Source organism: Natrinema salaciae (assembly GCF_900110865.1).
GTDB lineage: Archaea > Halobacteriota > Halobacteria > Halobacteriales > Natrialbaceae > Natrinema > Natrinema salaciae.
The window spans coordinates 1,017,398-1,038,556 of sequence record NZ_FOFD01000001.1 but is presented as its reverse complement, the minus strand read 5'-3'; the positions used below and the strand labels follow the sequence as shown (position 1 = coordinate 1,038,556).

Below are 21,159 nucleotides of genomic sequence, written 5' to 3'. Positions count from 1 at the left end.
CCTCAATATGAACACGAACCGCGTACCAGTCGTGTTCATATTCGGCTCATCCCCCATAAGATCGCGCCAGTAGCCGCGCCGATCATGACGGACCTGAACCTCTCTTTATAAACTGTGACCGTTTGAGTGAACCGAAAAAACTAGGATAGGCGGGTTGTGTTCACGGCCATGTCTCACAACGAGACTCCCGGATCGGTACGCATCCGGACCGACGACGGTAACGAGTGGCGCTTCAACGCCATCCAGAAAGCTTCCCGCTTCTACGACTGCAACCGATCGAACGCGATCGCGTTCGCATGCAACGATGTAGACGCGTTGGTCTCCGCAGCTCGGCGCGTTCTTGAGCGAGATGACCTCACTCGCGAGCAACGTCAGGAGATCGCCGAGACTCTCAGCACTCGAGCCGTCAGTTTCGACCTCGAGAGTTCCGTCTCAGTGACGACGAAGGGAGAGATGTAACGTGAGAAAATAAACACTGAGCTTTTAGCTGGTAGCGGAAACAGCCGGCCTCAACACAGTCGGTCAACGAGGCCATCCAAGACATCTGCGACCGGACGAAGCGCAACAGTGTGCGGATTGAACGTTGCTGTCCGTCTTTGACTATACTATGTTCTCTCCCCCACAACTGGCGTTTAGCGCTTCCTCAGCCTCGGTAGCTTTCGTGTCTGCTGTCTGCCAATCCCCACGTTCCATCGCTTCGCTCGCTTCTTTAAATAGGTCGCTAGATTCAATAAAAGCATCAGTTAAGCAAGTGAAGTCGATGAAGTCTTTTCGGAAGGATTGGGGAACTGCTGTTTCGGCGTCCTGGTACTGGCTATTCGCGTCTGTTAGTGTATTAGATGCGTCTTCAAATGCAGATGCGGCGGCACCATAGCGTTCTTGTTCGATGAGATTCGCACCCTCGACATAATATTCTACGCCTGAATAGAGATCGACAGTTGCCGTACAGAACCGCGAAAAAGCGTCGCAGACATCGCCAAGATGCTCAAGATCGTCCGACCCAGTCGCTAACTCTACGTCATTTGCCTCAAACTGGCTGGCATCCAGGTTATCCCACGATGTTTTTGCATCGCTCAAGAGAGACTCCCCCTCACGGAAGTGTTCTGCCGCAATCTCCAATTGGTCTCCTGCGTCACTGAAGCGATCATTGGTCGAATATGAATCAGCTGTTGCTACAGCATTGAAACCAGCCTCAAGCTCGACTAACACAGATAGTAAATCCTCAAATAGGGATAGTGCATGTTCTGCATTCTCAAGACGGTCTAATTGTTCGTCACTCGCTTCGTCCTCATTGATGTCTTCCAGTGCTGATTCTGCATTTCCAATTGCTGTTTCAAGTCCACTAGTGGAAAGTGGATTCTCAGGATCTGTCTCAAACGTCACGTCAGCTTGTGTTGCGAATTCATTTCCAGCAGTCTCAAGGTGGTCATACGCTTCATTTAGCGCTTCAGTGTTTGCCGAACTCCCTTGGGAATCTGAGTCGGGAGAGCTATCTCCCTCGTCGTCAGAACTCGATAGACAACCACCAAGCACACTTGTTATTGAAACTCCAGCCCCCACCAGTATCGTTCGTCGATTCATATCACTGTGACTGGATGGGACAGTGATACATGTTTCGGGAATTATCGACGGCCTTTGATTTCGAGCGCTGGCTTGAGGAGCATCGCGACGATCTGAACTGGGTAAACCAGGAGTGGCGATAATCGGTGTATCAATGTTCTTGTGTATACCGTCTGTGCGACTAATAATGTCTTCCTCATAATGAGCGGGGAACCAGTCGTCGAAATGCTCGTCATCATTTGAGCGAACTGCTCAGAAGATATCGCTGATCGCGATCTTCGCCTGTTCGGTCCCGCGGTGATCGCCGCCGCCGTGCCACCTGAGCAACGGAAGATCACACGAGCGGACCATCTTGTCCTGAAGAATTGTACAACCCGAACGGCCGTGTGGCCGATAGACGACGAAGCAATACCAGCCGTCGTGACGCCGGAGTTTCTCGTGGTACTCGCGGTAGACCTTCCAATTCCCGGGCTGTCCGTCTGCGTGTTCGTGCATCGTGCTCTTGATTTCGACCGGCGTTCCATTGCCGAACCAAGCGTCGTGCCAACTGGCCCGCTCGAGATCGAACCGTCGCTTTTCGGCCATCCGCTTCTCGACGGCGGTCCCGAAGTGGTTCGCTCGCTTCGAGCGGTTCACGTGGCCCACGCGCATCGCGCGCTGTTATATATACTCCTCCGCTGGCCTCGAGGCGCACGCCCATCGGTCGCGTCGCTCCCCTCAGGGAGCGGCGCATGCCATGGGCTTCGAACCGTTCTAAAGGGGGGTTGGTGGAAGTTGGAAGGTTGGAACCCCGTCGCAGTCATGCGATCACCTGCTCGACGCTTTCAACCCAGTCGCGCTTCTCGCGGTCCCCGTCGTTGTAATCCTCCAACCAATTGTAGACGGTCGTGTTGCTGAACGGGACGTAGGTCGATGCCTGATTGGGCGACATTCCCTCGTCGACGCAGGTTTTGATCGTCCACATCGCGACCTGCTTCACGTCGTCTTTCTCGAGGGCGTCCTCGTCGACGTCTTCACCGTCAGGTGCAGTCCACGACCAGTCCGACGCTTCCTCTGTCGCCATCGACCAGTCGGTCGGTGGGATACCCTCGAGCGGTCGGGGATCAACATCGACGAGCTTCCCACCGGAGATGCGATCGGCGACGACCGCCCGCTTCTTCGACTGTTTCTTGATGATGGTGCCGACGCGCCAGAGCATCGGATGAATCGACGACTCGTCGTGGCCGATGTAGATCAGCGCGCCGCCGTACTTTCGGATCTTGAACACGAGCGGCCCCATCAGCTTCCGCACGAGATGGCCATTCTCACCAGTACCGTCTCCCGCAGAACTGAACTCGTCGCCGACGAAGAGTTTCGGTCGTTGGGGGTTCTCAACCGGGTTGCCGTCCTGGGCGACCCACTCCTCGAGGAGGGGATAGTGCGGAATCCAACCGTCTTCGACGGTGCCATCGTCGCGAACCCAGTCGTCGTTGCGATCCAGAGTACGGATATTCGAGCCGACAAGGAGATCGCCGTCGACCCACCGCTGTCGGAGCTGGCCCAGGAGGCCGGCGAAGTCCGACTTCCCGGCACCCATCTCTCCGAGGATGACGATCACAGGCGCGGGCCCGGCGACGATCTCCTGGAGGCGGGTGACGGCCTTGATGCCGGCGAGGTCGGCCTGCTGGCTCGGGTCGCCGATGTAGTGTTTCAGTGTGACCGTGTCTCCGTTTTCGAGTGCCTTCCGGGCCGTATGACCACCTTCCGCTTTGAGGATATCGCGATTCTTTCCGACCGAGAGATAGTCGGCTGCTGGCTTGGAGTCCCACCGATCGGGATCGTGATGGATCGCTCGGACGGAAAGCTGACGATCGATCTGCTCGTCCCGAACGAACCCCGAGTGGGGGAGCACTTCATCGGGATCGCGCTCGTGGTTATTATCCTGGTACTCGCGAAAGCCGCCGACCGTGTAGTTATCTTGCTCGTCGCTCATCGGTCCGTTCCTCCGTCGGTTGTTGCGGGCTCCGCTGTCTGTTCGTCGGCTGAAACGGGCGTGCGCGGCCCGTGCTGTTCGGTATAGTCGTCGACGTACTGCGAGATATCTTTGATCTCGTCGATATCGCTGTCTTCGGCATTGCTCTTGGCCGCCTCGAAGCGATCCTTGACCGCCGTCCGCGGGTTCATCAGCCCGCGTTCGTCAGCTTCGGCTTCCTCGTTGACCACGTCGCGCTGGATCTCGAGACCCATTTTCGAGATCCGCCCGCGGAGTCGGTTGTACTCGAGAAAGGCGTCGACGAGGTCGCCGTGAACGTCCTCGAGCATGGCTTTGATCGTGACGAGTTTGGAGTCGGCAAGCTGACTGAAATAGCATCCCCGAACGACGAGCTGGTCGGTGTCCTCGTGATAGGTAAACTCGCGGACTTCGAAGGCGTCGCCGTCGTTGCAGTGGTACGGCGACGGTCCTTCGACTGTCTTCTCTTTCCAGACTTCGGGAGCGACGTAGAGTTTCCGACGAGTGTCGTCAACGCCGTTGATGTGGTAGACGGTCTCCATTCGTCGGTTTCGGAGCTTCCGAGTACCGGTAACGAAGATCGCGATCAGCGGCGGTCCCAGGAGGATCGCCGCCGCGAACCAACCGAAGACGATCGGCGGGATTCCGGGGACCGACGGCCGAATCCAGAGGATCGCTACGCCGACTGAGAACAGCACTGCGAACACGAGTAACTGCGCTTCAGCGACGACGTAGGTGATTCGGTCCTTCCAGTTCGCGAACGTCCCGCTCGTACCGCTCACGCCTCGATCACCCCGTTTTCTTCGGAACGAACGACGTACCAGGCTCCGAGCGCGGCACACCCGACAGTCATGACGACACCGGAGAACAGTCCCGTCTCACCGCCGAAGTGACGGAACGGGTTCGACTCGGTCGTCCCGGTCGAGACGATCGCACCGGTGCCCTGCTCGAGGGACTTCCGAGTCGAGATCGCGACGGCGGCCCCGTCCCGATCGGCGACGACGAAAGTGACCGTCTGGGTGCCCTGCTCGAGCTTCCTCTCGGCGTAGTTGAAGCTGGTCGTTCCCTCCTCGAAGGCCCCCGCCTCGGTGAGCGAGATCGTGGTCGGTTCGTCGGCTTCGATCTCGAGAGAGAATCGACCGGGTGCGTAACTCCAATCGATCACCCGCGTCTCGTTGTCGATCGTCTGCATCGAGTCGTCCGGGGCCTGTGCGACCGTCTCGTTGGTCACGTTGCTATCCTGCGCGGCGACTGGCCCAACGCCCATGCCCATCGCGAGCGCCGCTGCTGCAACCGTGGCAACGATGAAAAGCCGGCGCATGGTCAGTTCCCCATCCCCGGAATCGCGTCGGTTACGATGCCGACGACGGCCAGCACGACGACACCGATGATACTGAGTCCGAGCCACTGACCGCCCCCCTCGAGTCCGAATCCGTCGGGGAACAGCGGGCCGCCGCCTCCGCTCTCATCAATAACTACCTCGATCGTCTGCTCACGAGCTTGTTGCTCGCTCTTGCGGTTCTCGCGGAAAATCTCCTGAGCATCCGAGGGGTCCGTATCGCTAGTGACGACGTCGCGAGCCTCAAACGGGAGCACGTTGCCACCTCCGTTAGTGCCCTCAATCGTGAACGGCGTTGTCAAGTGGACGACTTCTCCGACCATATTGCCGTCCGAATCCTCGTACTCCAGAGCCATGTAGAAATCTCCGGGGTAGCTCTCAGGGATGATCTGGGACCCGACAGGAAGCTCGCTGCCCTGAACCTCATCGGAGATCGACCATGCGAGCTTCCCGTCGTAGGTCGCCACACCGTCATCAGGCAGGTCCGTGGCGTTGTCAGTGCTGTTGTTATCGGTCGTGTTTCCGTCGGTCTCGTTGCCGCCGCCGTCGGGAGTCTCAACCTCCGACACGTCGAACGAAACACGGCCAGGCTCAACTGCCTCAGAGAGACCCAACGCTCGGAAGTACAGCGCCGCCTCTTGCCACGACTCAGCCTCAGCAACCACGTCCAGCATCGCATCGGTAGACAGCATTTCAGCCACAGAGAGATCGCCCGCCGCGATTCCGTCGTAGTGGGTATCGAGCAGGGCATCGATCTCGTTCATCACACCATTGTAGCCGTCCTGAATCTCAGCGAGCACGTCAGCGTACTCATCAGCGTTCGCGATCGGCTGCCGACCATCCACGTGATCAAGATCGTAGTCGTCGGCGTTGACACCGTCGTAGTTGGCAGGGTCAGGCTCCTCGACCCCGACGACGACGAAGTCATAGTTGCCGCCCTCGTAGTTGCTGGTGCCGGGGGTGTTGAACGGGTCCCACTCAATTTGGTTGTCAGTATTCCCACCAGTCTTGTTCAAGAACATGAGAGGCACCGTAGAGCCATCATGCAACTCCACTTGCCGTTCACGCAAGTCACCGTGATTCTCCGGATTGGTGGCGGATCGACCGGTATACGGGTTCGCACTATACAGGACTCCGAGATCGATCGCAGACTGGATAATTCCCTCCGAGATGGAATTAACACGGGTCGCGATTGACTCCTGGGGCACAGCGAACCGACCAGCAACAGCCTCCTCCGCAGCAACCCGAGCCTCCGAACGACTCGCACCGGTTGCGACAGACTCGTACATCGTCATAATAGCCGCCTCCCGGACGGCATCCTGTAGATTCCGAGCATCGCGTTTGAGCGATGCCAGCAGTTCGGGATCGCTAACTTCGTGGATCTCTCGCGCCTCGTTGTAGATCTCGAGATGATCTTCGAACTCCATCGCACCTTGCACGCCCTCGATGTCCGAACCGTCGTAGCGACCTGCGATGTAGCTTGCAGCAGCCAGCGCAGCAACTCCGACAAGCAGGTGCGGGAACGCAGCAGCACGCCCGATCGGCGAGTATCGCGGAGCGAACTGGTCGACGGCCGCCGGAGCCGCGACCATCGTTCCGCCCGCGATCGCCGCGCGCTTGAACAGCCCGCGCCGGGTCATGCCCGAGCCGGCCGCGTCTAACTCGGTGGGCTGTGGGCTTTGGGCTGCCATTAGAGCACCCCCGCAGCGATCGTCGCGTCCCTGTACAACTCAGCGTTCGTACTGTCGAAAATTCCTAAATTCATGGTTTCACCTCGTTAGTCCCGCATCGTATACACAGCCGCCCCGATCACCGCGAGGCCGATCACCGCGAGGCCGACGAGCATCCCGTTGCCTTCGAGCCCGCCGCCGCCGCCGATCACGCCGCCAAGGAACCCAGAACTGTCTTCGATCGACGCGCCGTCGACCGTCGCGGGCCCGGTGACGGTCACTCGGTACTCGTTGCCCAGCTCTAGACCAGAGTCCGTTTGGTTGAACTCGGCCTCGGTCGTGTTGCCCGGATCGGATGGGATGACGCTCTCAAGAGCAACTGTCGCGTTCGCGGGATCAGCCGCGTACTCGGTCTCGTTGTAGAACACGACCGCCGCGGAGGTATTCGCGGGGTCGGTGATCGATTCGTTCCAGTCGACTGAGACGGTGATGGGATCGGTGTCGTTGGTGAGTTTGACCGTCTCGTTCGTGCTGTACTCGCCAGTCTGTGCGCTGGTGATTCCTGCGAGTCCCACGGTAACGACCGCGGCGAGTAGTAGCAGAAAGCCGATTCGTTTCGCCGTCGACGAGTGGTCGTTCATATCCCGAACCACCTACTTGTAGGCGATGAGGTAGAAGCCGGCTCCGTTCAGGAACACCATGAACCAGCCCAGCGGCCACGTCGACTCGAGGGTGACGGCGACGGCCGGTACGAGCGCCGAGAGGATATTCAGGATGAACATCAGCAGCAGGACGACCGTTTCCATGTCGGTGTAGTCGTCGATGGTCGTCTGGCCGTTCGTGACCCAGGCCGTGACGACCGTGACGATCGAGACCACAAAGCCGTAGGTGATCTCGGTGCCGTGCGACGAGTACAGGACGCCGGCAAAGCCCGTGTTGAACGGCTCGTTCAGACTGAACGTGCCGACCGCCGCGACAGAGAACGTCGCGAGCACGAACAGCGGTGCGAGCACGCTGTCGATCAAGTCGATTCCGTCTTCACGCCGTACCGCGTTCGGCACAGCGTTTTGTGGTAGGCTAAGTGCCATACGGCCGGTGGCATCGCCGCTCGCCGAAAAAGTCAGCAAAACCGGGGTTCAACAATCTTTATGCCAAGGCGGGTTGCCCGCCTCTTCATATGGCGCTGAATAAACTCAGACAGTTAGATCAGAACTCTGCCGGTGTGACACTGCCGAAAGACGATCTCCGACTCGAGGGACTGCTCAACGAGGACGGCGAGATCGACGGCGAACATCACGTCCACATCCGTCACATTGACGACGGCCAATGGAGGCTTGAGCTTGTCGATGGGGTCGAGATGTAATCAAAATAATGAATGCTCCTGACGTCCTTAGAGAGAATGAATTTTAATCTAATCTCTGCAGAGGGATTGTATCCTTTTGAGCTCCATTCGTCGAGGTTCCATCTTTGCTACTTCTACAACATTATCAAGGACATATTCATCTGGACGCTCTGAATAGGCCTCTGGTGGTGCTCGAGAACCCATAGATGATACAAAACTATAATAGATATGTACCATTCCATCAATTTCTTTCTTCTCTCTAATTTCGGCTAACAGTCTATCATCTTCAGATCTTCTGTCGTACATAAATCCAAAAAACTCGTCTTCTTCCAAGTGAACTGGAGGTTCACGAGGTTTTAAACTGAATAATTCCTTTCCCGAATTAGCATTTGTCACTTCGATTTGTATATAGTGTGCTGTCCCATTACCATAATTTTTCAAACCGAAATCAGCAATATTAGTGTGGTCTGACCAGTTGAACGTTTGTTTAACAGACGGTTGTTCTACTTCTTTTGGTCGTCTTAGCCTGTGAACAGCCAAGCCAACCGTTAGTCCAGAAATTATCGCGACAGCAGTAGAGCTACCCATTTGAGGAAGTCCCAAAAAACGAGGTTGAAACCAAGAATAGATACCAATACCAACCAAGAAAACCATCGTGATCGTAGTGAACCAGTCTAAGTGTGGTGCTATCCGTCTTTTCATATATCTCATATTCTGGATAGACATAGCAAAGAAATTATATCCTTGATTAATAATTCTATTGATGATATGGTTTTGATTCGTACGGTGAACGAGTACGGGTCTTGCTAAATGACTCCTATATTATGGTTGAGAAGAACTGCTATTCGCTGATAATTTAATTGACTGATACTTGTTGGGCATCTCGTCGGCGTTGAGAGTCCCCGCGATCTCCGCGGCGGATCAGTTCGGGCACGCGCCCGGTCGGCTGCGTGATTGTATCTCCGTGCATCTTAAGGTAGTGGTACTTACAGAAGGTCTTTGACTTCGTTTACCGATAGATAATTTACTTCCTGAACTTCAACATAGTCTTCCGTCGCTAACTCTTCTGTGTATGGTGGGAGTTCTTCTCCATCATCCGTATTTTGGACTGCAGATTTATGTGAAGCAACTGCAGACCCTAATGCCATCCTTGCACTTTCTAAATCCAACATTTGGCGGAAGTCATCCTGAGAGACACCGGCTTCCGCGGCTAATTCTGTCATATCGTCCCATACTTCTTGTCCGTCATCGACAGTATTGTCTGCCTGATTAAACCAAATCTCTGCTTCCCTATGTTCAAGATCTTGCATATAATCTCGGCCTGTTTTGAGCGCATCAAATCCTTCTTCAAAAAGGTCGAGAGCCGTAGAGTAATTTTCTACAAGCTCTTCTTCTTTCTCTTTATCATCGCTAAGGGCTGCACACCCACTTAGTCCGACTATTGAACTAGATCCGACACCTGCTAAGAACATACGTCGTCTCATTGGTCGCTAATATCAGTCGACCAATTTGATTCTTTCTCTGATCATCTGTATTGATAACTAGTTCTGGTAATTCATACAAACAGAATGCTCATAACACATCTAACCCGACAGGAATTAATAGGTCTATTAATAACTACCGTTAATGATTACGAATGCACGAGCCCTCCGGCCGTCTCATATCCCGAGCGATCTCTATCACCGGGACGCCAAGATTGAGCAGTTGGCTGACGCGCTCCGGCCCATCGCTGACGGAGATATGGGCGAGAACGTTCTCATCTTCGGGCCGAGTGGCACGGGGAAGACGACCCTCGCGAGATTCGTCGTTCGCGAACTCGAGCGCGAGACGCTCGATTTCCGCTGGGGATACCACAACTGTATTTCCGGGTCGTCGAAAGCCGAGGTACTCCACGGGATCATGCGCGATGCGGATCTCGGAGCGAACCTCAAGAAGTTGGGCTCGCCGACGAGCGCGTTCGTCGACCGACTTCGCGAGAGCGACAAGCGCGTCGTCGCGATCGTCGACGAGGTCGACGTCCTCGAGGACGACACAACACTTCAGGCGCTCTATGAGATTCCAAATGTAACGATCGTCGCCATCACGATCGGCGAGGACGACCTTTTCGCACACCTCGATTCTCGCGTTCGGAGTCGACTCCGAAGCGCGGAGACGATCACACTTGACCGGTTTACGCACACGCAGTTGGTCGATATTCTCCAAGCTCGTATCCGTGCCGGACTACGGCCGGGAACGATCTCTACCGACGCAATCGACTACATTGCTGACGTTGCTGCAGGAGATGCTCGCGAGGCGATCGGCATCCTCCGTAGCGCCGCGAAGGCCGTCTCAATGGACAGTGATCGCTCGCAGATCACGACCAGCACCGTCGGCGAGATTCGCACCGCCGCTCTGGAAGAAATCCACCTCGAGCGCGTCGAAGACCTCGGGACGCACAAGCGGTTACTCTACGACATCATCGAATCGGCGAGAGAAGTCTCCGGCACGCAGTTGCACGAGACCTACGAACAGCGCGCGCACAATCCGAAGGCGAAGAGCACCCGTCGACGGTACCTCGCGAACCTCGAGGAGAAGTACGGACTGATCGAATCGAACGGAAGTGGGAGAGGGAAGGTCTACGCCGTCCCCGACTTCTGAGTTTTCCGTTCATTCCGTCCATTTTCCGCTCACCGGAATAGAGTCCGTGTACCGCTTGTTAACGGGTTCGAGAGCCATTTTCGGCTGCTTTCCGTTCATCTCCGCTCTGATCTTATCAATAGCCATTACCTTCGCCCATTCATGTCTGTTCAAACAGACCACCAGAGGTCGAGCGAATCACGGTTGCGTAGAGAACTCGAAGACGGTCGATTCGTCGACGTCGAGATCACCGGGTCGCCAGAGAACAAGAAACGGGTCGATGTTCGCGTTGAAGGTGGACGGCACTGGGTTCTTGCAGTCCAGAACCAGACCGCTGGCCTAATTATGACGCTGAACGCGAACGGCCAGCGCGTCGACGACGAAATTCCCAGCTGGCTCGAGCCGTTACTCCGACGGATCGGACTCGAGGGGGTCGAAACGTGAGTAATTCAGTCCTCGGCCGACTCGAGATCGTCGGCATCGAGTTCTCCAGCGAGGTATCGTTCGCCGGCATCAGTGATCTCGTAGTACCCTTCATCGACTTTTTTTACGAGCCCATACTCGACCAACGTCGACAACCGCCGATTCACACCTGTCCTGTGACGATCAATATTTCTCGCAATGGTCGTCGGGCCCAGTTCCAACCCAGTGCCGAGAACTTCCAGAATCCTCTCGTCAGTCGGATTCTGCATCCAGCTACCGGGTTTTCTCATTACAGAAGGGTTTTCGAGGGGGTTCTTACCTCGTTCGAAATATTGGTCAAGCTATACAATATAGAACATCTTATTCTACTATTCTGTAGAAGGATTTATTGTGGTAGAGTTGGGACTAGTCTGATAACGCGAGTTTCACGCGGGTCCGACTGTCCGTCGGGCCCATTTGGAAAATGCGGTCCGGTGCTAGGGACACCGGGTCCGCGCGGCTCGCGTGAACCAGGCACGCAAGCCATGTACGACGACAGTTCGCGGGGTCTTGAAAGCCCCGACACGACAGACGTATCGATCGTTTCTGACCAGCGAATCGAGGCCGACGGCGGCACGACGTGGGGTGATCTCACCGGGTTCCAGCGTGACACCCTGGAGGCGATCGCTCGCCTCGAGCACGACGACGAGATCAGTTACGGGCTCGCGATCAAGCGGCTCCTCGAGCCCCAATACGGTGAGGTAAATCACGGACGGCTGTACTCGAACCTCGATACGCTCGTTGAGCGCGGGCTCGTCGAGAAGTCCGCATTCGACAAGCGAACGAACGAGTACGCGCTCACGGACGATGCGCATGGGTTGCTACGCCAGCGCGTCGAGCGGCTCGCAGATACCTTCGAGATCGAGATCGGCGCGACCGACGGTGGTCGTAATGAGTGACGAGTTCCTCGCCCTCGAGGCCCAACTCGAAGTCCTCGAGCGCCAGGCCGACGCGGTCGAACGACAGACGGCGGCCCTCGAGGCGATCGCGACGGAGATGCGCTACCAGAACGCGGTCCTCGTCGAGATGGTCGCCTGTCTGGACGATCTCTCGACCCGCGTCGACGAGCATCACATGCCGGACCACCCGCCGCACGATCGGTCCGGACCCGCGCTGCAGACGTGGATTCACGATCGCCTGTTCGAACGCGACCAGCTCGAGGACGACCACCCCGAGTTCCGCTGGGGTAGTCCGGGGAACTGGACCAGTGGTGATCGCGATGAGTGACGATCGCTCTGAGAACAGAGGGTCGGAGCCCGACGAATCGATCCCCTACGTCCGCGAAATGGAGGTTTACGACGTTGCGGAGGACGTGAAGACTGTTCGATTTATTGGCGATGCCAGGACCGTCGAGATCGGGATCACCGACGACGTGATGGTGGACTTCGCCGAGGTCGCCGAAGACGTCTTCGACCGAATTCACGGCGACATGGCCGAGATGAACGACCTCCTCGACGACAGCCGTCGAGACTCGGTCGGGGATGGTGATCGGTCATGAGCCGAGACCTCTCCCCGCGGGAGGCCCGCGATCGGTTCATCTCGAGACGGAAGACTGAGAATACCGACCGAACCATTCGAACCTACGAGAATCGCCTCACGCGGTTCGTCGAGTTCTGCGAAGAGCGAGATATTAGCCGTATGTCCGAACTCTCCGGGTGGGATCTCGACGAGTTTCGGGCCGACCGGGAGGCTGCGGAGATTGCCCCGACGACCTTACGCGGGTCGATGGTCGCCCTGAAACAGCTACTCGATTACTGCGAGACCGTCGAAGTCGTCGACGATGGGTTTGCCGACAAGGTGAACGTTCCGACGGTCACGCGGTCCGAAGAATCGAGTGACCAGAAACTCGCCCACGACGACGCCGAGGAGTTGATCGATTTCTACCGGTCGTCGCGAATATGGCGGGGTCGACCGGAGCACGCCGTACTCGAGGTCGCTTGGCACGTCGGCTGTCGTATGAGCGGGCTACGGGCGCTGGATCTCCGTGACTACGACCCGGACGGCCAGACGCTCGAGTTCCGCCACCGACCACCGTTCACCGGTCTCAAAAACAAGGAGCAGGGCGAACGCGTCGTCGGGATCTCCGAGCAGGTGGTCGAGGCGCTGGATACGTACGTTGCAAGAGAGCGCTTCGAGAAACGCGACAAGAACGGACGTGAACCGTTGTTTTGTGCCCGTCAGGGTCGCCCGTCGAACTCGACGTTTCGAGCCTGGAGCTACCAGGGTACCCAGCCGTGTCTGATCACGAACTGTCCGCATTCGAACCGGCGTGAGACGTGCGACTATACGGCGCGAAACTTCTCGAGCAAGTGCCCGAGCAGCCGCGCGCTCCACGCCGTTCGTACGGGTTCGATCACCTGGCAGTTGCTCCAGGGTCTCGATATCGAGACGGTCGCAAAGCGCGTGAACGCCCGGCCGGAGACGATCCGGCGGCACTACTACAAAGCCGGCCTCCACGAGGAGTTCGAAGAACTGCGAGCTGACGTCACTCTGAAACTTGACATCCAGAAGACTGATGAGTGAACTAATCGCCAGAGATAACCGCTGTAGATCCCTGTCAGTATCGTGTAAGTTGGGAGAGTCGCGCCCTCCGACCCCACTCTGACCTTAATCATTGCGGTTTTGTACGAATTAAAACTGTCAGAAAGGATCTATACCTGACGGGGTGGTCGGCGTGACGCTTTCCGACGCGGAAGCGAAGCGCCTCCGAACCAATCTAGGGATCACACCGCTGCCGACGAAAAGCCGCGAGTTTCGCTGTGACGAATGCGGTGCCCGGTGTACCCTCTTGCTCGACGGTCAGTCGGAAGCGGGTCATAAACGAGGGTGTTCTCGTCGCCTCGAGCGCACGGGTTCGAACCGAGTCCGTCCGTCACTGACCGACGGCGAGGAGGTGCAGCGATGATTGGGTTCGTCCCAGCGAGTTGGCTATATGAGGTCGAGAGTCGGACGACAATAGCTCATCCAGCGGCACAGTGGACGGACGACGTCAGTGAGGTGATCGAGACCCCCGGAGGTGATCCTGCGTGAGCCGCGTCGTCGAACGGGAGTGCCCGCAGTGCGAGGCAACCGTCCCCGCGACCCGACCACTGTGTCCCGACTGCTTTCGGGAGATCCGCCGCGTTCGGGGTGAGTTGCTGTGAGCGAACCAGCAGATGCTCGACTCTTCGAGCGGATCTGGGCCGAGGAGCTGGTCTCGGTTTCCGATGACGTCGCCACGGTAATCGAGACCGACGCCAGTGAGGGTGATGACGCGTAAGTCCGATCGGGACGAGCTCGAGGAAGCCGCCGACGAGACGTTCGACTTACTCGATGCTGGTCGGCCCGTCAGCAGTGTAGACGACGAGATCGAGAGTTCGATCGAGCAAGAGACGCCGACCGCTGGCGGTGACGAGGTAGACGGTGGCACCGAACTCGAGTTCGACAAAGATCGCGACGTCGACGAAACGGAGGCTCGATCCGCGTGTCGGTTCTGCCAGAGCGAGTTTCGGACCGTCGTCGCCGAACGTCGACATCACTCGGAGGACCGCTGTGAGGAAGGTTCACCGAAGTTCCGACCTGACGGGTGTCCGCTGATCGATCCACAAGTCCACGAGCTCCGAGCGAACTTCCTCTTCGAGCCCCTCAAGGAGGATCTCCGCCGGGGACAGGACGGGATGGCGCCGTACTTCGCCGTTGTCAGCCAGTGGGACCGCTGTATGATGGACGAGACCGGGCAAGACGACGTTGGCGCGTTCGACGCTGCCGGCGATACCTGGATCCTCAACCACGAGGACAACAAGATCAGCTATCGCGACGAGGATGCGAAGATCAAGACACGGTCTGGCGACTCTGGGGACTCGTACAACGAGTACGTGATCGGTGTCGTCGCTGCTGACGACGTCGGCGAAAAGAAGGTCACCTTCCAGTTTCGCCCGTCGCTGCCGAACGCAAAACACTGTGAGACCGACGAGCGGATTCAATCGATGCCGAAAAATCTCCCGCTCGGGATCCGCGTCGAAGCGCAGTCGAGCAACCTCGAAATGGAGGAGGTCCTCGAGGTCCTCCGTACGCTGATGGACGAACTTGACATCGACACACGGTACTTCAAAGACGAGTGCATTCACGACTACTCCCGCGTCTGGGGTCTCGGGTTGTACGTACGGATCCAGCGTGAACTCTCCGAAGAGCGCTTCGTCGATACGAACGGCGTGATGGATCGGCTCGCGCAGTTTTCGAGTGTTCGGCGCGGTCGCGGCGAGTACAAGTGGGACAACGAGAAGATCATCGGTCACCGCCACGCTGTCGCGATGAACGAGACCTCGCTCGAGAAGCTCTACGGCGATCACACCGTCGGGAAACTGCTGAAGAGTTACCTCCCGAAGCAGCCAGAGAAGCATTCGTCGGGCTCGTCGATGTACCATCCGAAGATCGAGGTTCAGTTCAATACCGGTCACAGCGACTACTTGGACGGGAGCGCTGTCCCGTACAAGTCCGACGACGAGTTCGACTATCAGAACCTGAAGCGTGAGCTCGACGAGTACCTCGTGTTCTCGCTGAACGCTGCTGACCTTCCGTTGCACGCCGATCCCGATGTCTACGTCTCCGATGCGTACTGGGACGCCGACGAGAGTGAGCGAAGCATACCGGTTCACTCGGATCCGACCGAGGAGCTCCGCGAGACTGAGGAAGACCTCACGCGTGCACAACTCGCACGCGAGGATCTAACATCGACTGATCGAGCCGTCGTGAAGGCCCTGGCCGACGGTGGGCAGATGCACTACGAGCAGCTCGTCGACGAGACGGACACCTCGAGCAGCAGCGTGTACCGCGCAATCGAGAAATGGGGTGGCCTCGTCGAGAAGGTCGGCCGTGGAACCTACGACTTAGCCGACGAGGTCGTCCGGGACAAGATTGAGGACGTCTTTGCCGCCCTCGAAGACGTCACCGAGTGGGTCGAGAATGGAATCGACGCGATTGTCGAGGGCAACGACGAGATCGCCGACGACTCTCCGCTTGCGAAGTGGGCCCGCCGACACGGCGCCGTCTTGGACGAGCACTACGATGGATTCGATGTCGAGTTGACCGGCAGCTACTCGAAGTACGAGTTGCAGAAGTTGCTCCGTTCTGGTCTCCAGGCCGCTCGAGATACTGGTGCGAAGACTGCTGCACGATTTATCGACGCGTCGTTCACCTACCAGATGAATGGAAATCGGCGACCGGACCAGGAGCCGTTCCACTACGTCGGAGATCGACTGTTCTGTCTCGGGAACGCCGCTGAGTGACGACCGCTGAGTGGCAACACCGTTCGGAGACCATATTTCTGAAAGCAGAGTTTCGTCCGTAGCGAAGCTTCACAACCTTACTTGTTTTCAGACCCTCGAGCGACGACTATCGCCACTGCTCGAGTAGTATCTCATTTCCGTGATTTCCCGGTTTCCGGGCAAGGGGCCTTACCGCGTGTACCTAACGGTACAAAATCTAAAAAACCGCGGCGGCTGTTCGGTTGGCAGTTCCAGTTGATCCAGGTGAAACGCACCCCCTGCGGGTGCGCAAAAATTTTAGTGAACCGTCTAACTGGGATGGAGCGCGCGCTTATGCGTGGCGAGGGCTTCGGTCGCTTGGGGCCAGCACCGCACTTTGGTCACGTGAATGGATCGTTCTTATAGGCCTGATCGAAAGCAGATTTCACATCCTTCGAGGCGAGCTTGATATATGGCAGTGCCCCACTGGGTCCATCCCACCCCATGAATTTTGCAAGAGGGAAGGCTCGAAGACCATTATTGACGTGATGTATCGCTGCGTGAGCGCGGAGAGCATGGGGATAAATATCGTCCTCGTCGATGACATCCGTAGCCCGTGCGATTCGATTAACCCGACGGTTCACTGCGACACGAGACAGATCGAACCGGTCACGATCGATGAAGAATCGGTCGTATATCCGGACAATCTCATCTGACCAGTGATAGGGAATCGTTCTCGCAGAAGCCTCAATTTTGGGTTCCCACCTGTTTTCCAGTGCCTCTTCCAGCGGAATCCCATTATTCTCGACGGAGAGTTTCGCTTGAGCAGTGCAGTATCCACAAACTCCGCCCGATTCACCGTGATCGCACTCGTCGAATCGGGGTATTTGGATCGACTTGTTCGATTCATCTACCCATTCACGGCGCATATGCGCTACTTCGCCCGCTCTGAGCCCTAGTTCCCCCATCGTTACGAGAACGAACATACACTCTTCCCGGTACTCCGGATCAACGTGTCTGTTCGTATCGATCTTCATCAACCGATACTGCCGATTAGTTGGTGCGTCCAATCGAGCGGATCGCCCATTCGGGTCATCAGTTACCATGACTGGTTTTCCAGCATATCGCTGTTAAATCTGACACGCCCTACATTTCACAATCAATATTCTAACACTCTACAGATGAGATGGTGTTTGAGAATACTTCGTCTGAAAATCTCACCAGTGTCGTACCCTCTTGTCTTCTGCGACAGACTGGAGACATGGACCCACCTCGTTTTCTACGATCACTTCCGCCGCCGTGAGAGAAACATTACATGCAACGCGACTGTCTTCGATATTGAAGATGCAACGAACAGATATGGTGGAGTGGGAGAAGATCGCCGAAGCTATCCATCAGCTGCAGGATGCACGATCAAACCTACTTCGAACACTCACGGGCGAGGGCAATGTCCCAAAAAGTGTGTATCGAACTCAATACGAGAGAGTTGAGGATAGTACATCGAAACTGAAATCAGATTTAGAGGATCGGATGTTCGAAGAACACCCAGATGAAGCATCGATCGACGTTTTCTACGGTAGTAGTGACGAATAGCCTGATCCGGTGAACCAAGACCGTGTCCGAGAATTCGATGAAGGTCGGACGCTCGGGCAACCCACCCCCACCCTAGTTGCTTAATAACGCCTGGTAGGTTTTTGATTGTATGCAGTCGGCAAATGCCACCTTCCGAGCAATGCTCGCAACGTGGGCGCATCATTCTGCGCCGTGGATACTGTTGTTCTTTGTTCTGTTCACAATTACAGGCTACGCGCTGATGCTCTAAGAATGGAATGAGATTTGTGTAGGCGGACCGCGAGTTCTGAAGTAGATACCACTCGGTCGCTCTTGCTGCTCTCGCAGTGTGTACTTCTTGCGATCGCTGTGTCCGAGAAGTAGAGTAATTTCGGTCTCTTCTATCGTCGCCAACACAGGATCCCAAACTCTTCTCAGACTCCTGTATTTCACCACGAAACAATTTTATCGGAGATGGCATTGAACTGTGTATGGGTACACAGGGAGATCTTGCTGGCAAACTCGTTGTACTCCTTATTGGTGGAACTATTGGAATCGTTGCTCTTGGGAGTATTTTTCCTCGAGTGATCTCAGCAACCGCTGTTGAACATGGATCGCCTTTGGGAAGTCGCTATTCCGAGTTCGTCCAGTTCGTCGGAGGGGGTTTTGTAGAAATTGTGTCTCTTTTCGGCTTGACGAGTTTTGTTATCGGAATTTTGGTGTGGTCATCTAAGGGTAGATAGGCTACAGTCACTGTCCGAGAACTCAGACAGTGTCGGACCCACTCATGTACTGTGACCTCCAGAAATCAGGGTCGGTGTTACTGTTCTCCAGATCCACCTCGAAGCTGCTCTTCTGCTTCTCCAACCCGGATTCCAAGATAGTCTGCAATCCCGTCTCTGAGTTGAATCGCACGGACCGAATAGCCGTCACCGGACATCTCCATTATATCCTCAATCTGATTACCTGATTCGACTGGTTGCTCAGCGAAATCCTGAAGCGCCATCATTACAAACAGCCAATCCTCGTCTTCCCATTCTGTAGGCGGATTTCGAACGTCCATGTCTGGTTCATCGCCGGATGTCATAGGTTAACATTCGAGGCTGATCCATATCTACCATTGGACAAAGGTGAAAGTAGAAAACGAGAGTAACCCGTGTAGCCGAACTACTTCCACACCATAGAAGCATGTCCGAGAACTCTCCCAAAGTCGGACAGAATTTACCCTGATCGACGCCCGAACCCCACCGAAAAGACTAGTATTCTGCCCAGAATTGGCCGGAATACGCGCATTCCGGACACCATAAATTTCCAGCAACACAAGAACCGCGAGGACATGAAGGTCTGGCTCAGCCAGAGCGAAGTCGAAGATCCCCTCGGGGTCGCAGCCGACACCGAGCAATGAACCGCGTTTGCGCTCGCAAAACGCGTCTTTGACTCGCGGGTACAACTTCTCTAGATATTCGGGTGATTTGAGGATTCAAAACTGGAAGATACTTGTTAAACAACACCGATATCAGAACCTACACTGTCTGGTCCAGCGACTGCCTTCGCACGCTCGAGTTCACGAGCCTCTCGCTGGGCCTGCTGTTCGAGTGCATCTGTCCGTCGGAAGTGCTCGTCGCTTATTTCGTCGATGATGGCATCATCGATCGTGAAGCACTTGCCACGGTGATCAACCTGCTCTAGCATCAGTACGCGTCCTCTTGAGCAACGTCTCGAGCGTCTGTCAGGTGGTGCTCATATCGGACCTCACACCTGTCCGAACAGAATTGGCCGGTATACCCTACTTGGTTGCGGGCGAGTCTCGTACAGGTTGGTAGTCGACACTCGTTACAGTCGGTCATGAGACGACACCACGATGTCGAAATGAGTCGTTTCACTGTCTGGCGACGCTGTTACTCCATCTGCTATATTCATGGATTGCTGCGGTGGCTCCGTTCGAGCCCCGCACCCCTTCCGGGGCGACAAACTGTCTCGAGCACTGACTCAGTCTCCTCTCGTCAGTGACTGAACGTCCCATTTGGCGCAGGAACAAGTCCTGTGCGGATCTCGAGGTCGACACGCCGAAGATGCTTGCAGCCGTCATCTGGCTCGCGCTGCTCGAAATCAGGGCAGGTACACGTCGTTGCCTCGATATCAACCTCGTAGGTAGTTCCGCTCTCACTCTCGACCGCGTAGATTGGACCCACTGTCGCAAAGCGGATGTCCAAGTCCTCGTTCAGTGCACGGCGGGTTCGTGGGTCGTCGAACGAGTAGCCACCTGCCTCGAGTGCGGTCGGTGGTTGGGGGTTGTCACAGCGAGTGGTGAACTCGTCGCGAGTTCGCTCGCAAAGACTGGAACAAGGGCGCGAAGACGGCCTACGCCTTGACGGTGCTCGAGCACGAGCACTACCTGCCGAAGGCTAAGCGCCACAGCGGGTTCGGTGGCCCGATGGGCCGGACGGATGTCGAGCACGGTCCTATAACCCGGTCGCGGCGCTTCGGCCGTCCACACATCCCCACGATTTATTTTCTTGCCGCGTTAAATAGCGGTCAAAGTACCGGATACCACGGGTTAGAAAGACGAATCCGAGGAAATCGGTTCTGATCTATGGAACTCGATCTCCTCGACTTCGTTGAGCAGTATCGGCACCTAGCCAAACAAGCGGCGATGCCCCTGACCAATCGTCAAGAGGACCTCCTGATCGCCGTTGCACTGACCGAGTTTTTAGTCCACTACGAACAGGCTGATCCTAAGCTCGCCGAGCAGGCCTAGCAGCTGGCCACCTATCGTCTCCTCGAGTACGATGTCGAACCATGCGAGGGCGTCGATGCACTCGAGATTGGGTAGACGTCACTCAATAAGAAATTTCGAGATGTCTCGAGAGGATTTCATGCTTACCCAGATGGGTAAGGAGTAGCCGCCGGCCAGGGCGGGACAATCACCACGTCGGCTTCATCCCCCGCGTGAACGTGGTGGCATTCGCTTTGGTACTCTGAAATCACATTTCGATCACAGCGTTATTCTCACCATCTGGATCGAAGAGCAGGTCGAAAGCTGGATGCTTGAAAAGTATTTCATTACAGGACTTGCACCGGGTGAATAGGGTCTGTTCTACGCTCCAGTAGTCTGTCCGCATAATTACAGAGCTGCCTTGCTTTCCGTAGTGCCCTCCAGTTACCCTAAAATGATTGAATTCACAGCTCCCGCATTCTGGACATGGGTTTGTCAGGCCCTGCCAGTCGTCCCGCTTGCTACCGCTAATATGAGTGGTTTCTCCACTTTGTAATGTAATTTCAATTTGAACTTTCATCTATATTCGCCTCCGCCCCTTCGTGGCGTAATAAACATAACTTCTCCTTCAGACGTAGATGATTTGATTATGACTCCTCCTCACTCAAATTCTGCTTGCTGGAACTCGGAA

Annotated in this window: 25 protein-coding genes and 2 pseudogenes; 12 read left to right on the top strand and 15 right to left on the bottom strand. The window is 56.2% G+C overall.

Annotated elements, in window-relative coordinates; translation table 11 throughout:
- Positions 1-168: 168 nt before the first annotated feature.
- On the top strand, positions 169-459 hold the full coding sequence (locus tag BMX07_RS04985) for a DUF7692 domain-containing protein (protein WP_090614513.1): 291 nt from the start codon (positions 169-171) through the stop codon (positions 457-459).
- A gap of 141 nt (positions 460-600) precedes the next feature.
- Here the strand turns inward: BMX07_RS04985 and BMX07_RS23615 are convergent, their stop codons facing one another.
- The 8 genes from BMX07_RS23615 to BMX07_RS04950 form a co-directional block, all read right to left on the bottom strand.
- On the bottom strand, positions 601-1,581 hold the full coding sequence (locus BMX07_RS23615) for a hypothetical protein (protein ID WP_139210819.1): 981 nt from the start codon (positions 1,579-1,581) through the stop codon (positions 601-603).
- A gap of 231 nt (positions 1,582-1,812) precedes the next feature.
- On the bottom strand, positions 1,813-2,196 hold the full coding sequence (locus tag BMX07_RS04980; protein ID WP_090614911.1) for a PD-(D/E)XK family putative nuclease: 384 nt from the start codon (positions 2,194-2,196) through the stop codon (positions 1,813-1,815).
- A 163-nt stretch (positions 2,197-2,359) separates the two neighbouring features.
- Positions 2,360-3,532, bottom strand: coding sequence for a P-loop NTPase family protein (locus tag BMX07_RS04975; protein ID WP_090614510.1), 1,173 nt, complete (start codon positions 3,530-3,532; stop codon positions 2,360-2,362).
- Positions 3,529-4,332, bottom strand: a complete 804-nt coding sequence (locus tag BMX07_RS04970; protein ID WP_090614506.1) for a hypothetical protein — start codon at positions 4,330-4,332, stop codon at positions 3,529-3,531. The genes BMX07_RS04975 and BMX07_RS04970 overlap by 4 nt, the downstream gene beginning before the upstream one ends.
- On the bottom strand, positions 4,329-4,871 hold the full coding sequence (locus tag BMX07_RS04965) for a DUF8063 family protein (RefSeq protein WP_090614504.1): 543 nt from the start codon (positions 4,869-4,871) through the stop codon (positions 4,329-4,331). Before BMX07_RS04965 ends, BMX07_RS04970 begins: the two co-directional genes overlap by 4 nt.
- A gap of 2 nt (positions 4,872-4,873) precedes the next feature.
- On the bottom strand, positions 4,874-6,580 hold the full coding sequence (locus BMX07_RS04960) for an Env/VP5 family phage fusion protein (RefSeq protein ID WP_090614501.1): 1,707 nt from the start codon (positions 6,578-6,580) through the stop codon (positions 4,874-4,876).
- Between the two features lie 86 nt (positions 6,581-6,666).
- Positions 6,667-7,200 (bottom strand): hypothetical protein, encoded by a 534-nt coding sequence (locus BMX07_RS04955; RefSeq protein ID WP_090614908.1) that lies wholly within the window; start codon positions 7,198-7,200, stop codon positions 6,667-6,669.
- 12 nt (positions 7,201-7,212) lie between these two features.
- A complete protein-coding gene (locus BMX07_RS04950) occupies positions 7,213-7,647 on the bottom strand; it encodes a DUF8023 family protein (protein ID WP_090614498.1) in 435 nt (144 codons plus the stop codon).
- A gap of 89 nt (positions 7,648-7,736) precedes the next feature.
- On the opposite strand from BMX07_RS04950, the gene BMX07_RS04945 reads away from it, so the two are divergent.
- Positions 7,737-7,922 carry a DUF8053 family protein gene (locus BMX07_RS04945; RefSeq protein WP_090614495.1) on the top strand — a complete coding sequence of 62 codons (186 nt, stop codon included), beginning with the start codon at positions 7,737-7,739 and terminating at the stop codon, positions 7,920-7,922.
- 48 nt (positions 7,923-7,970) lie between these two features.
- Here BMX07_RS04945 and BMX07_RS23610 read toward each other — a convergent pair whose 3' ends face one another.
- A complete protein-coding gene (locus BMX07_RS23610; RefSeq protein ID WP_139210818.1) occupies positions 7,971-8,627 on the bottom strand; it encodes a hypothetical protein in 657 nt (218 codons plus the stop codon).
- Between the two features lie 260 nt (positions 8,628-8,887).
- Positions 8,888-9,385, bottom strand: coding sequence for a hypothetical protein (locus tag BMX07_RS23605; protein WP_139210817.1), 498 nt, complete (start codon positions 9,383-9,385; stop codon positions 8,888-8,890).
- Positions 9,386-9,527: 142 nt separating this feature from the next.
- Here BMX07_RS23605 and BMX07_RS04935 point away from each other — a divergent pair, with 142 nt between their 5' ends.
- Positions 9,528-10,538, top strand: a complete 1,011-nt coding sequence (locus BMX07_RS04935; protein ID WP_090614489.1) for a Cdc6/Cdc18 family protein — start codon at positions 9,528-9,530, stop codon at positions 10,536-10,538.
- A 428-nt stretch (positions 10,539-10,966) separates the two neighbouring features.
- On the opposite strand, the gene BMX07_RS04925 is transcribed toward BMX07_RS04935, so the two are convergent.
- Positions 10,967-11,230, bottom strand: a complete 264-nt coding sequence (locus tag BMX07_RS04925) for a winged helix-turn-helix domain-containing protein (protein ID WP_090614483.1) — start codon at positions 11,228-11,230, stop codon at positions 10,967-10,969.
- Between the two features lie 234 nt (positions 11,231-11,464).
- On the opposite strand from BMX07_RS04925, the gene BMX07_RS04920 reads away from it, so the two are divergent.
- From BMX07_RS04920 to BMX07_RS04900, 5 genes are all read left to right on the top strand, one after another.
- Positions 11,465-11,878 (top strand): PadR family transcriptional regulator, encoded by a 414-nt coding sequence (locus BMX07_RS04920; protein ID WP_090614480.1) that lies wholly within the window; start codon positions 11,465-11,467, stop codon positions 11,876-11,878.
- Positions 11,871-12,206, top strand: coding sequence for a hypothetical protein (locus BMX07_RS04915; protein WP_090614476.1), 336 nt, complete (start codon positions 11,871-11,873; stop codon positions 12,204-12,206). The genes BMX07_RS04920 and BMX07_RS04915 overlap by 8 nt, the downstream gene beginning before the upstream one ends.
- Positions 12,199-12,477 carry a hypothetical protein gene (locus BMX07_RS04910; RefSeq protein ID WP_139210816.1) on the top strand — a complete coding sequence of 93 codons (279 nt, stop codon included), beginning with the start codon at positions 12,199-12,201 and terminating at the stop codon, positions 12,475-12,477. Before BMX07_RS04915 ends, BMX07_RS04910 begins: the two co-directional genes overlap by 8 nt.
- Entirely contained in the window at positions 12,474-13,502 is a 1,029-nt protein-coding gene (locus BMX07_RS04905) for a tyrosine-type recombinase/integrase (RefSeq protein WP_090614469.1), read from the top strand. The genes BMX07_RS04910 and BMX07_RS04905 overlap by 4 nt, the downstream gene beginning before the upstream one ends.
- Positions 13,503-14,227: 725 nt before the next feature.
- Positions 14,228-16,243 (top strand): helix-turn-helix transcriptional regulator, encoded by a 2,016-nt coding sequence (locus BMX07_RS04900; RefSeq protein ID WP_090614466.1) that lies wholly within the window; start codon positions 14,228-14,230, stop codon positions 16,241-16,243.
- Positions 16,244-16,602: 359 nt separating this feature from the next.
- On the opposite strand, the gene BMX07_RS04895 is transcribed toward BMX07_RS04900, so the two are convergent.
- Positions 16,603-17,307 (bottom strand): site-specific integrase, encoded by a 705-nt coding sequence (locus BMX07_RS04895; protein WP_090614462.1) that lies wholly within the window; start codon positions 17,305-17,307, stop codon positions 16,603-16,605.
- 238 nt (positions 17,308-17,545) lie between these two features.
- On the opposite strand from BMX07_RS04895, the gene BMX07_RS23600 reads away from it, so the two are divergent.
- Both BMX07_RS23600 and BMX07_RS23595 read left to right on the top strand, forming a co-directional pair.
- The gene (locus tag BMX07_RS23600; protein ID WP_139210815.1) at positions 17,546-17,794 is read left to right on the top strand and encodes a hypothetical protein; all 249 of its coding nucleotides are present in this window, start codon (positions 17,546-17,548) and stop codon (positions 17,792-17,794) included.
- 449 nt (positions 17,795-18,243) lie between these two features.
- Entirely contained in the window at positions 18,244-18,495 is a 252-nt protein-coding gene (locus BMX07_RS23595; protein WP_139210814.1) for a hypothetical protein, read from the top strand.
- A gap of 77 nt (positions 18,496-18,572) precedes the next feature.
- Here BMX07_RS23595 and BMX07_RS23590 read toward each other — a convergent pair whose 3' ends face one another.
- Complete coding sequence (locus BMX07_RS23590) at positions 18,573-18,839, bottom strand: hypothetical protein (RefSeq protein WP_139210813.1); 267 nt, start codon at positions 18,837-18,839, stop codon at positions 18,573-18,575.
- Positions 18,840-19,249: 410 nt separating this feature from the next.
- Between BMX07_RS23590 and BMX07_RS25615 the strand changes: the two genes are divergently transcribed.
- Entirely contained in the window at positions 19,250-19,441 is a 192-nt protein-coding gene (locus BMX07_RS25615) for a hypothetical protein (protein WP_175480046.1), read from the top strand.
- 314 nt (positions 19,442-19,755) lie between these two features.
- Here the strand turns inward: BMX07_RS25615 and BMX07_RS04885 are convergent.
- A pseudogene (locus tag BMX07_RS04885) lies at positions 19,756-20,073 on the bottom strand (hypothetical protein); the annotation flags it as partial.
- A gap of 332 nt (positions 20,074-20,405) precedes the next feature.
- On the opposite strand from BMX07_RS04885, the pseudogene BMX07_RS24225 reads away from it, so the two are divergent.
- Positions 20,406-20,585, top strand: a pseudogene (locus BMX07_RS24225) (hypothetical protein).
- Between the two features lie 151 nt (positions 20,586-20,736).
- On the opposite strand, the gene BMX07_RS23585 reads toward BMX07_RS24225, so the two are convergent.
- On the bottom strand, positions 20,737-21,048 hold the full coding sequence (locus BMX07_RS23585) for a hypothetical protein (protein WP_139210812.1): 312 nt from the start codon (positions 21,046-21,048) through the stop codon (positions 20,737-20,739).
- Positions 21,049-21,159 lie beyond the last annotated feature (111 nt).

What these genes read in the sequence shown, in the direction of transcription:
- BMX07_RS04985 (WP_090614513.1), top strand. Translation starts at nt 169, where the DNA reads ATGTCTCACAACGAGACTCCCGGATCGGTACGCATCCGGACCGACGAC.
- BMX07_RS23615 (WP_139210819.1), bottom strand. Translation starts at nt 1,581, where the DNA reads ATGAATCGACGAACGATACTGGTGGGGGCTGGAGTTTCAATAACAAGT.
- BMX07_RS04975 (WP_090614510.1), bottom strand. Translation starts at nt 3,532, where the DNA reads ATGAGCGACGAGCAAGATAACTACACGGTCGGCGGCTTTCGCGAGTAC.
- BMX07_RS04965 (WP_090614504.1), bottom strand. Translation starts at nt 4,871, where the DNA reads ATGCGCCGGCTTTTCATCGTTGCCACGGTTGCAGCAGCGGCGCTCGCG.
- BMX07_RS04960 (WP_090614501.1), bottom strand. Translation starts at nt 6,580, where the DNA reads ATGGCAGCCCAAAGCCCACAGCCCACCGAGTTAGACGCGGCCGGCTCG.
- BMX07_RS04955 (WP_090614908.1), bottom strand. Translation starts at nt 7,200, where the DNA reads ATGAACGACCACTCGTCGACGGCGAAACGAATCGGCTTTCTGCTACTA.
- BMX07_RS04950 (WP_090614498.1), bottom strand. Translation starts at nt 7,647, where the DNA reads ATGGCACTTAGCCTACCACAAAACGCTGTGCCGAACGCGGTACGGCGT.
- BMX07_RS04945 (WP_090614495.1), top strand. Translation starts at nt 7,737, where the DNA reads ATGGCGCTGAATAAACTCAGACAGTTAGATCAGAACTCTGCCGGTGTG.
- BMX07_RS23610 (WP_139210818.1), bottom strand. Translation starts at nt 8,627, where the DNA reads ATGTCTATCCAGAATATGAGATATATGAAAAGACGGATAGCACCACAC.
- BMX07_RS23605 (WP_139210817.1), bottom strand. Translation starts at nt 9,385, where the DNA reads ATGAGACGACGTATGTTCTTAGCAGGTGTCGGATCTAGTTCAATAGTC.
- BMX07_RS04935 (WP_090614489.1), top strand. Translation starts at nt 9,528, where the DNA reads ATGATTACGAATGCACGAGCCCTCCGGCCGTCTCATATCCCGAGCGAT.
- BMX07_RS04925 (WP_090614483.1), bottom strand. Translation starts at nt 11,230, where the DNA reads ATGAGAAAACCCGGTAGCTGGATGCAGAATCCGACTGACGAGAGGATT.
- BMX07_RS04920 (WP_090614480.1), top strand. Translation starts at nt 11,465, where the DNA reads ATGTACGACGACAGTTCGCGGGGTCTTGAAAGCCCCGACACGACAGAC.
- BMX07_RS04915 (WP_090614476.1), top strand. Translation starts at nt 11,871, where the DNA reads ATGAGTGACGAGTTCCTCGCCCTCGAGGCCCAACTCGAAGTCCTCGAG.
- BMX07_RS04910 (WP_139210816.1), top strand. Translation starts at nt 12,199, where the DNA reads ATGAGTGACGATCGCTCTGAGAACAGAGGGTCGGAGCCCGACGAATCG.
- BMX07_RS04905 (WP_090614469.1), top strand. Translation starts at nt 12,474, where the DNA reads ATGAGCCGAGACCTCTCCCCGCGGGAGGCCCGCGATCGGTTCATCTCG.
- BMX07_RS04900 (WP_090614466.1), top strand. Translation starts at nt 14,228, where the DNA reads ATGACGCGTAAGTCCGATCGGGACGAGCTCGAGGAAGCCGCCGACGAG.
- BMX07_RS04895 (WP_090614462.1), bottom strand. Translation starts at nt 17,307, where the DNA reads ATGGTAACTGATGACCCGAATGGGCGATCCGCTCGATTGGACGCACCA.
- BMX07_RS23600 (WP_139210815.1), top strand. Translation starts at nt 17,546, where the DNA reads ATGCAACGAACAGATATGGTGGAGTGGGAGAAGATCGCCGAAGCTATC.
- BMX07_RS23595 (WP_139210814.1), top strand. Translation starts at nt 18,244, where the DNA reads ATGGGTACACAGGGAGATCTTGCTGGCAAACTCGTTGTACTCCTTATT.
- BMX07_RS23590 (WP_139210813.1), bottom strand. Translation starts at nt 18,839, where the DNA reads ATGACATCCGGCGATGAACCAGACATGGACGTTCGAAATCCGCCTACA.
- BMX07_RS23585 (WP_139210812.1), bottom strand. Translation starts at nt 21,048, where the DNA reads ATGAAAGTTCAAATTGAAATTACATTACAAAGTGGAGAAACCACTCAT.